At 56.7% G+C, this 11,443-nt stretch carries 8 protein-coding genes; all 8 read right to left on the reverse strand.

The genetic code is table 11. The features are described 5' to 3' along the window. Positions 1 to 24: 24 nt before the first annotated feature. Positions 25 to 870: a carbon-nitrogen hydrolase family protein gene (locus ACMHXI_RS08030; RefSeq protein WP_413734630.1), complete on the reverse strand. Its 846-nt coding sequence runs from the start codon at positions 868 to 870 to the stop codon at positions 25 to 27. Then, the gene (locus tag ACMHXI_RS08035) at positions 794 to 5,104 is read right to left on the reverse strand and encodes a YhdP family protein (RefSeq protein ID WP_413734632.1); all 4,311 of its coding nucleotides are present in this window, start codon (positions 5,102 to 5,104) and stop codon (positions 794 to 796) included. Before ACMHXI_RS08035 ends, ACMHXI_RS08030 begins: the two co-directional genes overlap by 77 nt. Continuing rightward, positions 5,104 to 6,570 (reverse strand): ribonuclease G, encoded by a 1,467-nt coding sequence (gene rng, locus ACMHXI_RS08040; protein WP_044735291.1) that lies wholly within the window; start codon positions 6,568 to 6,570, stop codon positions 5,104 to 5,106. The genes ACMHXI_RS08035 and rng overlap by 1 nt, the downstream gene beginning before the upstream one ends. A 131-nt stretch (positions 6,571 to 6,701) precedes the next feature. Next, the gene (locus tag ACMHXI_RS08045; RefSeq protein WP_045282606.1) at positions 6,702 to 7,304 is read right to left on the reverse strand and encodes a Maf family protein; all 603 of its coding nucleotides are present in this window, start codon (positions 7,302 to 7,304) and stop codon (positions 6,702 to 6,704) included. A 1-nt stretch (position 7,305) separates the two neighbouring features. After that, positions 7,306 to 7,794, reverse strand: a complete 489-nt coding sequence (mreD, locus tag ACMHXI_RS08050; RefSeq protein ID WP_025011856.1) for a rod shape-determining protein MreD — start codon at positions 7,792 to 7,794, stop codon at positions 7,306 to 7,308. After that, positions 7,791 to 8,669, reverse strand: a complete 879-nt coding sequence (gene mreC / locus ACMHXI_RS08055) for a rod shape-determining protein MreC (protein ID WP_345852347.1) — start codon at positions 8,667 to 8,669, stop codon at positions 7,791 to 7,793. Before mreC ends, mreD begins: the two co-directional genes overlap by 4 nt. 42 nt (positions 8,670 to 8,711) lie before the next feature. Next, positions 8,712 to 9,761, reverse strand: a complete 1,050-nt coding sequence (locus ACMHXI_RS08060; RefSeq protein ID WP_025011854.1) for a rod shape-determining protein — start codon at positions 9,759 to 9,761, stop codon at positions 8,712 to 8,714. 208 nt (positions 9,762 to 9,969) lie between these two features. Next, positions 9,970 to 11,412 (reverse strand): inorganic phosphate transporter, encoded by a 1,443-nt coding sequence (locus ACMHXI_RS08065; protein ID WP_345852348.1) that lies wholly within the window; start codon positions 11,410 to 11,412, stop codon positions 9,970 to 9,972. Positions 11,413 to 11,443: the final 31 nt, after the last annotated feature.

Raw genomic sequence — 11,443 nt, forward strand, 5'->3', positions numbered from 1 at the left:
AATCCGGCCCTGTGGCCTTGTTGGTTATTTCCGCTTGCCGTCGCCCAGTTGCGGCGGCAAAAATCTATTGTGTGTCTCTACGGGCATGGCGCTGCGCACCCGCGCTAACTCGGCCTTGTCCAAACGCGCCTGCACCCAGCCTGTGCCTTCGGCCTTCTGCGCCAGAATGCGTCCCCAAGGGTCGACTATCATGCTCTGGCCCCAGGTCTCGCGGCTTCCTTGATTATGCTGGCCCCATTGCGCCGCCGCCAGTATAAAACACTGGGTTTCTATCGCCCTGGCTCTGAGCAACACTTCCCAGTGCGCCTCGCCTGTCACCTTGGTAAAGGCCGAGGGCAAGGCGATGATCTCGGCACCTTGCAGACGCAGCGCCCGAAACAGATCCGGGAAACGCAGATCATAACAGATAGCCAGGCCGATGCGGCCAAAAGGGGTATCCACCACGCTTATCCGCTCACCCGGGCAAAAGGTATCGCTCTCGCGGTATTGGCCTGTACCGTCGGTCACTTCCGCGTCAAACAGATGCAGCTTGTCGTAGTCTCCGAGTACCTGCCCCTGATCATTAAACAGATAACAGCGGCTGTAAACCCGGCCATCGCCACTGGCTACCGGAATAGAGCCGGCCAGCAGGAATACCTGAAATTGGGTGGCAAGTTCGGCCAGCTGCCGTTTGAGCTGGCTTTGCCCAGGCTCACCGGCCCAGGCCAACTGCATGCTCTCATGGCCGCCGAACAGCAGGCTGCACTCGGGCAGCACCACGAGTTGGGGTTCATTATCTTGGCGGGGAAGAGTCTCAAGCTGCGAGACGATAAATTGCAGGTTCTGTTCCGGCTCGCGGCAACTCTGACACTGTAGCAGACTGACTTGCATGTTCGACTTCCTGTTTCACTGGCACTTCTGTCTTGGGTTCACTCGGCGATTTGAGCGGCAGCGGCGTGACTTTATCGGCTTGAGGCAAAGGTTTTTCAGTCTCAGCGCCACCCTCTTCAACAGCCCTCTCTTGGTCGCTATTAAGCACTTTGGCTTTGTTGTCCTTGGCTTGATCGCCTTGGCCTGCATCCGAGGCCGCAGGCTCATCGTCCTGCACTTGAGTCTGTCCTTTCCCAGGCGCCGACTTGGGTTGCCGTGGCAGTACAGACTCAGGGATCTCTATCTCTTTACTCTTTCGCTCCAACTCTTCCAGCTTGGGCTCTGACATGGTGCCGGTCAAGCGGAAACGTATCTCTGAAATAATCTCAATTACGGGTTCCAGCACCTTAGTCAGGGCAAAAGCCCCCAGGCCCATGGTCCAAGCGCTGGTACTGAGCAGCACAACGGTCGGCACGCTGGAGGCCAGTTGCGGCACAAAGCGAATATCATAGTTGAGGCTCTCGGTAACCAGATCGGTATAGCCGCGCACCTTCATGTTACCGGCAATGGCGTCCATCTCGGTATTGGTGGTCTTGAGCACCCCGTTCTCCAGGGTCAGATCGCCGCCAAAGGAGTTGTAATACAGGCCCTTGCCAAACACATCGGTAAAGTCCAGTGACAACTTGCGTAAAAGCGAGTCCAGACTAAAGAGAGAGAAGATCCGCGCCCCCTTGTCACTGAGCTGTTCGATATGCCCCTTGCCGAGATCGAACCTCACTTTACCGCTGAGACTCTCCAGATTGAATTCCGATGGCGCCCCCTGCCAGTTGAGCTCGGCCTTGACCTCCAGCGGCGAGTCTTTCACGCCGGGATCCAGTCCCAAGCGAGTAGCCAACAGATCAAATTTATCTCCCTTGAGATTAAGCTCGACCTGGGTCCGGTTGTTACCATCACGGCTCAGCCAGTCACCCTTGCCCTGCAAACTGGCATCCTCGCTGCTGAGCGCCAGAGTCTGGATCTGATAGCCCGTCGCAGACGGGCTAGCTTGCAACAACAAACGCCCCAGCGCCATATCCTGATAGCGGAAATCATCCACCTCCACCGCAAGCGGCGGCAGGTCACTGCCCTGAGGCAGATTGGTTTCAGGCTCGGGCTCGGATTGCGCTTTGGAATCGGGCTCAGCCGCTGCTGCAGCTATCGGATTCAGATACAGGCGCGATGCCACCAGCTTCAATCCTTGGCTGTACCAATCCGGGTAGATCTCTACCCGACCGGAAAACTCCGGCGACAGTCCCTCTATCTGCCAGGCATGCTCTCCGGGTCGGGCACTGAGTTGCAACTCGGTAAAGCGCTGCCCCAGTAGCTCGAGCCGTTTCACTCTGGCCTCTATCCCCTTGAGCGGCGGGAAAAAAGCTTTATCTGCTGCAATGCTTGTGGTGCCGGCCGTGCTCTCGGTTTGAGTCTCAGCCTGGGTCTTAGCTTGAGTCACGGCTTGAACTGCTGTTTGGCTCTCGGCAGCAGCCTTTTTGTCATGATTGCCACCGCCGATAAAGGCATTGATCAGCGACTGCCACTGGGCAAAATCCACCTCATCCAGGGCCAGCCGTAAGTGACCATCCTGTTTTTGCAACTGATCGCCGCTGCGATAGAGGCGCCCCAGCAGCAGGTCATAGTGTTTCAGGCCCTTACCTGAGTCTGCATCAAAGCCACCCCAGAATTCGGCCTTATCCCCCAGACGCACGCCCAGGGAGCTGGTCTTGTTGTCACCGAGCAACTCGGCCTTGAGCGTCAGCGCCTGCCCCGGGGCTTTTTGATAAGGCGGCGGCAGCAGCAACTCTGTCTGCTTGAGATCGGCATTGACATTGGCTTGAATTCGATAGCCTATCTCATCAAAGATCAGCTTCAGATTCCCCTGCCAATCCAACGCGCCCTGATAAAAATCGCTGAGAGGATTGTCCAGCTCGGACGGCAAGTTAGCGAGGTTCCATTGGCCCTTGAGCCTGGCATTGAGCCCCATATTCTGGTTGACCTTGCCGGTATCAAAACCAAACTGCAACGGCTGGCCGAACAGGCTGGCACTCAAGCCTTCGCCCTTGACCACCTCGTTATGAAAACTCACCTTGCCGCTGACCTTATCGAGCAGCACCCCGGGCTCACGGATATAAATCGGCACCCCGGCAAACTGCACTTCGCCCAGGATCTGCTCCTCTTCGCCTTCATAGAGCGGAATACTGAGATCCAGCTTGCCACTGACAGGCCCCTGAACCTGCACTACATCCAGGGTGATACCGACACTGTCTTTAAGCGGCGAGCGCTGCAACACCTCAGTAGCATCCTTGCCTTGAGTCGCCAGTTGCGCCTCGACCCGCAGCAGACTCCGGTGATCCATCTTGGGGATATAGACATGGGCGCCATCGGTCGCCACATTCAACAGTTTGCCCTTGTTGACCCAGAGATCCATCCGGGCATTTTCAAACAGCGCCTTGAGACTTAAATCTGTCACCGCCGGCCAATCCGGCTGGAAGGCATATTCGGCATGGGTCAGATTGAAACCAGCCTGAAATACCCCGGAATGATCCTGATAGGGAAATCCGGCCAACTCACCGTGCCAGACCACGGTGGCATCATCGCTGCGACCGGCCTTGATGGCGCCTTCCAGATAAGCGGCCAGCGACTCGCCCATGGCATGGCGCGGGAAATAACGCCCGGCATTGGCGGCGTTGAGCAGTTTGACCCGGGAAGACAGCGCCAGGTGTGGCTTGTCGGCCAGCAGCAAACGCATAGAGGCGTCCAGGCTGATGTCGTCATTGCCCAGATGCAATGCCGGCACCATCAGCGCCTGACTGTCGAGCGAGAAGCCCAGCTCAAAGGCATCGGCGCGAAAACTGAGCGGCGCCTTGAAACCATCGCCAAAGTCCAGTTTATAATCCTGGCTAGGCAAGACTGCACTGAGAAAGTTGTTCCGCCATCCCAGGGAGAGATCGATTGGCGTGCTGCCGGGAATGGACTCGGCAGGCTGCCAGCTAACCCGCTCCAGCGCCACTTTGGCCTGCAGTTCACCGTCCTTGGGGCGATAGATAGCCAGAGGCCCGAGCTTGCCCTGAGGCTTGAGTTGCTGCCAGCTATAAAGGCCTTCCAAAGGCATGCCAGGAATAAGCGGCAACAGCGGCAACAGGCTATCGAGTTGCAATTCATTGAGTTTGCCGTAAAGCACCCCGGCGGTTTCCATGGCGTGAAACTCCAGCTTGGGCCAGGGTTTGTCATTGGTTGCCAGTTTGAGCTCACTGCTGTCCAGGCGCCAGCCATCAGCTATGGGCTGCCAGGCAATCACACCGCCATCTATGGCAAATTTCTGCGGCTCATCTCTGAGTGACCAGCGCAGCCAGCTGGGCAACAGCTTGATCACCCCGGATTCCAGGCCGCGGTTGGCAAAGCCAACCCAGGCCTCCAGGTTGACCACCCCCTCCAGCGGCAACTTGGCCTGTGGGTTATAAGGGTTGGGTTGGCGCGAGGCCCACTTGCCGAGATCCAGCGACTGCGCCTGCAGATAGGCCTGGCCCTTGATACTATCTGGCTTGTAGCCATCGCCCTTGAGATCCAGCCTTAGAGTGAGTTGTTCGGTCGCCGTTGCCTGTTCATCCAGGTAGAGAGCGCCGCGGCCCTGGTGCAACTTGCCGCTATTGCGCCAACTGAGGTCCCGCAGATGAATGGGGCGATAATCATGGCTGCTGGACAACAGCTGCACACTGGCATCGCGGATAGAGAAACGGTCCAACTGCTCCAGCAGCAAGGCATAGAGCCAGTCGATATTGGTGGCAGGAGCCGGCTTGCTCACGGCCTCGGCTGCGCCGGTCGATTTCTGCCCCAGATGGTCCAGATCCAGCGCCAATTGCACCCCGTCGAAGATCACATCTTCCACTTGCGGGCTGGCGGTCATCAGGCTCTGCCAGAAATCCAGTTTGACATCGACCTTGTCGACCATGAGTGTCACCGGCAAACGCTCCTGCGGCGGTAACACCAAGTCCTCAACCGTCAGCGCCGGGCCGAAAGCCTGCCAACGGGCAGCCAGGCTGCCTATCTTGACCTCGACGCCATATTCGCGCTCAACATAGTCGGCCAGTTGCTGCTTGGCTTCATCCAGTTGCGGCAACAGCCCGCGGATGAGACTCACCATCAAGGCGAACAGCACCAAGGTCACGGCCAAGGTGCGCCAGCAATAGCGGCCGAAGGTTCGAGGGCAAAAAGACAGCCGCACTAGACCATCACCACATCATATTTACTCTGCACATACATGGGCTCGCAGTGAATGCGAATACGCTTGCCGATATAGACTTCGAGCTCGGCCACCAGGTGGTTCTCGTCATCGGACAGGCAGGCGTGTACCGCAGGGGCACAGTAAATCAGGAATTCATCGGCATCATAGGTGCGGTTGAGGCGGATGATCTCGCGGAAGATCTCAAAGGAGACGGTATCTACTGTTTTCATCGAGCCGGTACCACGGCAGGCAGGACACTCGCCACAAAGTACATGCTCCAGGCTCTCGCGGGTGCGCTTGCGGGTCATCTCCACCAAACCCAGGCCGGAGAAACCTGAGATATTGGTCTTGACTCTGTCATTGGCCAACGCCGTGGCCAGGCTGTTGAGCACTCTTTGTTTGTGCTCATCCTGCAGCATATCGATAAAATCGATAATGATGATGCCGCCCAGATTACGCAGCCGCAGCTGACGGGCAATCGCCTGGGTCGCTTCCAGGTTGGTGTTGAATATGGTTTCTTCGAGGTTACGGTGGCCGACAAAGGCTCCTGTGTTAATGTCCACAGTGGTCATGGCTTCTGTCTGGTCGATGATCAAATAGCCGCCGGATTTGAGTTCCACCTTACGCTCCAGCGCCCGCTGAATCTCATTCTCCACATCATAGAGATCGAAAATCGGCGCCGGGCCACTGTAGTGTTCTATCTTATCGGCAATTTCCGGCATGAACTCCTGGGCGAAATGCAGCAGCTCCTCGAAGGTGTGGCCCGAGTCCACCTGAATGCGATCGAGCTCGGCACCGACAAAGTCCCTGACAATTCGCACCGGCAAGGCCAAGTCCTGATACAACAGCGTGGCCTTGGGCCTTTTGCGCCGTTCGCTGACCTTGGCCCACACCCGCCGCAGGAAAGCAGCATCCTGCGCCAGTTCATCCTCACCTATGCCTTCGGCCGCGGTGCGAATAATAAAGCCGCCGTCATCGTCGACAAAAGGCAGGGTAATCTTCTTCAGCCGCGCCCGCTCCTCTTCGGAGTCTATTCGCTGAGAAACGCCCACATGGCTTGAGCCCGGCATAAACACCAGGTAACGGGAAGGCAGGGTAATGTCTGTGGTCAGCCGCGCGCCTTTGGTGCCCAGGGGGTCTTTGACCACCTGCACCATGATGTCCTGGCCCTGACGTACCAGCTCGGCAATATCACGCACCACGAAGTTGCCCTTTTCCACATCGGCAACACACTCTGTGTGCGGCACTATGTCCGAGGCATGCAGAAAGGCCGCCTTTTCCAGGCCGATATCGACGAATGCCGCCTGCATCCCGGGCAAAACCCGACTGATCTTGCCCTTGTAGATATTGCCCACCAGGCCGCGCTTCATACGCCGCTCGATATGCACTTCCTGCAGGACACCGTGTTCTACCAATGCGACTCGCGCTTCCGTGGGCGTCACATTGATCAGCAGTTCTGACCCCATCTTCCGCGGAGCCTTGCTATTGACTGTGCGACTGGTATTCACGATTTACCCTTGTTGGATGTTAATTCATTGATTTTATCGGCTGGCGGGCGTTAAAGCTGCTAAAAATTCGTCAGTTTGTGTAAGCGAGCTTACAAACATCCGGCCTTGTGCAACAGCGACCGGGTTTCGGCCATGGGCAGGCCCACTACCGCAGAATAACTGCCTTCAATCTTGGCGACAAAGCTGCCACCCAGCCCCTGAATGCCATAGGCTCCCGCCTTGTCCATGGGCTCGCCCGAAGCAACATAGGCCTGAATATCGGCATCGCTCAAGTCGCAGAAGTACACCTGGGTGACCACCATAGCCGCCTCTGTGTGCTTGCCATCGGTCAAGGCCACGGCAGTCATCACCTGATGACTGCGGCCACTTAGGCTCTTGAGCATGGCGCAGGCATCGGCCTTGTCCACGGGTTTACCCAAAATTCTGTCGCCCAATACCACTATAGTATCTGAGCCCAGCACTAGAGTATCAGACCCTTGCTGATGTTCAGGGTTCCCGCACCACAGGGCTAAACCTGCTGCCGCCTTCTCTTCGGCCAAACGGCTGACAAACTGCTCCGGGGTTTCCCCGGCTTGATGACTCTCGTCGATATCGGCGGGCAGGATCTCAAAACCAAAGTTCGGATTTCCCAGCGCCAGCTGTGCCAAAAGCTCGCGGCGTCTGGGGGAGGCTGAGGCCAAAATCAGCGGCATATTAACGTACCTTGTAGTGGCGCCTGATGCGGCGCAGTATCCAGAAGACCCAGGGCCAAATGACCAGGCTGGACAGGGAAGGCAGGAATAGCTCCATGGTGAAATGCGCCCCTGATACCACAAACTGGGCCCAGAAAATAATCAGATGATAGAAGCAGATCAAGCTGGCGATCACCAAAGACTGCTGCCACATGGGGAAGTTACGCAACTTCTGAAAGTGCAGTACCACCACATAGATCACCAGGGAAATGGCCAGTGCGCGGATCCCCAGGGTAGCTCCCAGTAGAATATCCAGTAGCACCCCCAACACCCAGGCGGTGAGAATATTGTATCTGTGGGGCAGCGCCACGGCCCAATAGATCATCACCAGCACCAACCAATCGGGGCGCCAGGCGCTGAACATTTCCGGTACCGGCATGATCTGCAGCAGCATACCCAGCAGCAGGGTCAGCCATACCGCCAAACGGCCATTGGCATTTTCCAGACTCATGATTCGGCTCCACTGTTGGCGTCGGTTGCAGCCGGCTCTTGTGACTCAGGCTTGGCGCCGGGATGGTCTTCAGGCCAGATAAGCAGCAGATAACGGATTCGATCCAGCGCCGCCAGCGGCTGCGCCGTGACCTTAAGGTAACTCTGGCCATCGTCCCGGGAAACCGAAATCACCCGCGCCACCGGATAACCTTCCGGGAAGCGGTTGCCCAGCCCGGAAGTCACCAGCAAATCGCCGACCTTGATGTCGGTACTCTTGGCCACGTGTCTGAGTTCTATCTCATCGAGTTCGCCTATGCCGTTGGCTATCAGGCGCACATCGTTGCGGGTAATACGCACCGGCAAGCCGTGTTTGGGGTCGGAGAGCAGCAACACCCTGGCGGTGAGTTCGCTGACCTGCACCACTTGGCCGACAACCCCCTGGGCATCCACCACGGGCTGACCAACAAACACGCCGTTGCGGCTGCCGTGGTTGATCACCACATAGTGATGGAAGGGGTCGCTGGCTACTTCCATCACCTCGGCCACCATCTTGCGCGAGTCCATATGCACCGGCGAGCCCAGCAGTTCACGCAAGCGTTGGTTTTCCTGGCGCAGGTGTTCAAAACGCTGCAGTCTTTCACTCATCAGCATTTGCTGGCGCAAGAGTTCTTTGTTTTGCTGCTCCAGCATGTCACGGGTCGCCAGACTCTGGGCAGACCAATCCAGCAGCTCACCTGGCACATTGGCCAGGTACTGTAGAGGGCTCAGTAAGGATGCCAGCGACTGTCTCGCAGGTTCGAGACGATCATTGGCAACCAGCAGGATCACCGACATGAGCACTGCCAGTGTCAACCTGAACTGATTTGAAATACCGCGAACAAAAATAGGCTTCATAGAAAAGCTAAGGCGGTAAGATACCGCCTGTGCTGGAAAGTATTAGTTTTCTTCTGAGAACAGGTCACCGCCGTGCATATCGATCATCTCCAGTGCTTTACCGCCGCCGCGGGCCACACAGGTAAGCGGATCTTCGGCGACCATTACAGGGATCCCGGTTTCCTGCATCAGCAGACGGTCCAGATCCCGCAGCAAGGCACCACCACCTGTGAGCACCATACCGCGCTCAGAGATGTCGGACGCCAACTCTGGAGGCGACTGCTCCAGTGCTACCATCACGGCACTGACAATGCCCGACAGCGGCTCTTGCAGCGCTTCGAGTATCTCATTGCTGTTCAGGGTAAAGCTTCTCGGTACCCCTTCGGCCAGATTACGGCCGCGCACTTCAATCTCCAGTACTTCATCGCCTGGATAAGCCGTGCCGATTGTGTGCTTGATGCGTTCGGCTGTGGCTTCACCAATCAGGCTGCCGTAGTTGCGGCGCACATAGTTGATGATGGCATCGTCAAACTTGTCACCACCGATACGCACGGAAGAGGAGTAAACCACGCCGTTGAGCGAGATGATGGCCACTTCAGTGGTACCACCACCGATATCCACCACCATGGAGCCAGTGGCTTCGGAAACCGGCAGGCCGGCCCCTATGGCGGCTGCCATTGGCTCTTCAATCAGGTAAACCTCACGGGCGCCGGCGCCCATCGCTGACTCCTTGATCGCGCGGCGTTCAACCTGAGTGGCACCTACAGGCACACACACGAGTACCCTGGGGCTTGGACGGAAAAAGCTGTTGTTGTGCACTTGCTTGATAAAGTGCTGCAGCATCTTCTCGGTCACGTAGAAGTCGGCGATAACCCCATCTTTCATTGGGCGGATGGCCTGAATATTACCGGGGGTACGTCCCAGCATCTGCTTCGCCTCAGTACCGACGGCGGCCACGGATTTCTGCCCAGAGCTGCTTCGTTCGCCACGGATGGCGACCACGGAAGGCTCATTCAATACAATGCCTTCTTCACGAACATAAATGAGAGTGTTAGCTGTACCCAAATCGATCGACAGATCGTTAGAAAAAATGCCACGCAGCTTCTTGAACATGTAACTAGCCTGTATTCTGTGGAGTCAGAAGAAATGAAAATCAGCTAACTTTATCAATGCCTCCGGCATTCCACAAGACTCACGGAGTTAACATTCGCTAATCCGTGAGGGTTTTTAGCATATCTCGGTAAAAGAGATCGGAATGCGCTGAAATAAAGTTGCCAAAAGCTTGGATCATGCCAATCCCTTGACATGATTTGTACATTTCTTAAGCGAAAAAGGCTTGCACCAACATAAAGAGCCCGGCCGACAAAACTATGGTCATAGGCAATGTCAGTACCCAGGTTAACAGGATCTGTTTGATGGTATTTTTTTGCAGCCCGGAGCCGTTAGCTACCATGGTGCCAGCCACGGCCGAAGACAGGATATGGGTGGTGGATACCGGCATGCCTGTCATACTGGCGATACCGATAGAACCGGCGGCGGTCAACTGCGCGGCTATCCCCTGACTGTAGGTCATGCCACCGTTACCGATTTTCTCGCCAACCGTGTGCACAATCCGGCGCCAGCCCACCATGGTGCCGCAACCCAGAGCCAGGGCAACGGCTACTATGACCCATAGCGGCGCATATTCGGTCATGGCGTTAAGCTGACCACGCCAGTGCTTCAATTGAGTAGCCTCGGCTCCTGGCAAGGGCTGCTTGGCCAACTTACGAGTGCTGTCATCGATACAAAGGATCAACTGCCTGGCTTGCCGGCGCTGTTCCTGGGTCAACTCTGTTACTGTACTCCCTTGTTCAAGGAGCCTATCCAGGCTCTGCATCGAAGCTATGGCCGAGTCCTGACAGCGACTGTCAGCGGCGTGCTCACCCAGGTTAGCCACCAGCTGCGGGTTGCGCTCATACAGAGCCATGATGCGCCGGTTGGCATCCTGAGTCTTGTCCATATCGAAACCCTGGCTGTTCAAGTCCAGGGCAAAATAACCCGGCGCCATGCAGATAAGCACCAACATCACCAGACCTATGCCCTTCTGACCATCGTTGGAGCCATGGGCGAAACTGACCCCCATGGCTGAGGCTATCAAGGTAATCCGGGCCCAAAATGGCGGATGCTTCTTGCCGTTGACCGCCATCTGCTCTGCCGGAGTGCGATGCAGTTTGGGCTTACGCCAGATACGTTTCATCACCAACAGCAAAATCGCCGCCAGAATAAAGCCCAGGGTTGGAGACAAGAGCAAGGAGAGCATGATATCTATCGCCTTGCCGGTATTGATCCCATCCAGCGGCGATTGGCCGTTGAGCCAGGCATAGGCGCCACCGACCCCCATGATGGAGCCGATCAGAGTGTGGGAGCTGGAGGCGGGAATACCGAAGAACCAGGTACCCAGGTTCCAGACGATGGCCGAGAACAGCAGGGAGAACACCAGCAACAGGCCTTGGGAGGAGTCCATGTCCAACAAGAGCCCGACCGGCAGCAGATGCACTATGGCGTACGCCACACCGAGCCCCCCCAGCAACACCCCGGCAAAATTGAACAGCGCCGAGGCCAGCACAGCGCCTCTGGCCGGCATGGCATTGGTATAAATCACAGTGGCTACCGCATTGGCGGTGTCGTGGAAGCCATTGATAAACTCGTATGCCAACACAAAAAGTACAGCCAGGATCAGCCCCAAAGACCAGATCCACCCCAAACCCGCAAGCGCTTCCAACATAATTTAATCAGCCAAATACAGCAGAGGCTGT

The sequence above is a fragment of the Shewanella sp. BJSY2023SW005 genome (assembly GCF_047314585.1).
Lineage (GTDB): Bacteria > Pseudomonadota > Gammaproteobacteria > Enterobacterales > Shewanellaceae > Shewanella > Shewanella algae.

Excerpts from the sequence above, each read along its gene's own strand:
- ACMHXI_RS08030 (WP_413734630.1), bottom strand. The coding sequence starts at position 870 with ATGCAAGTCAGTCTGCTACAGTGTCAGAGTTGCCGCGAGCCGGAACAG.
- mreD (WP_025011856.1), bottom strand. The coding sequence starts at position 7,794 with ATGAGTCTGGAAAATGCCAATGGCCGTTTGGCGGTATGGCTGACCCTG.
- ACMHXI_RS08060 (WP_025011854.1), bottom strand. The coding sequence starts at position 9,761 with ATGTTCAAGAAGCTGCGTGGCATTTTTTCTAACGATCTGTCGATCGAT.
- ACMHXI_RS08065 (WP_345852348.1), bottom strand. The coding sequence starts at position 11,412 with ATGTTGGAAGCGCTTGCGGGTTTGGGGTGGATCTGGTCTTTGGGGCTG.
- mreC (WP_345852347.1), bottom strand. The coding sequence starts at position 8,669 with ATGAAGCCTATTTTTGTTCGCGGTATTTCAAATCAGTTCAGGTTGACA.
- ACMHXI_RS08045 (WP_045282606.1), bottom strand. The coding sequence starts at position 7,304 with ATGCCGCTGATTTTGGCCTCAGCCTCCCCCAGACGCCGCGAGCTTTTG.
- rng (WP_044735291.1), bottom strand. The coding sequence starts at position 6,570 with ATGGGGTCAGAACTGCTGATCAATGTGACGCCCACGGAAGCGCGAGTC.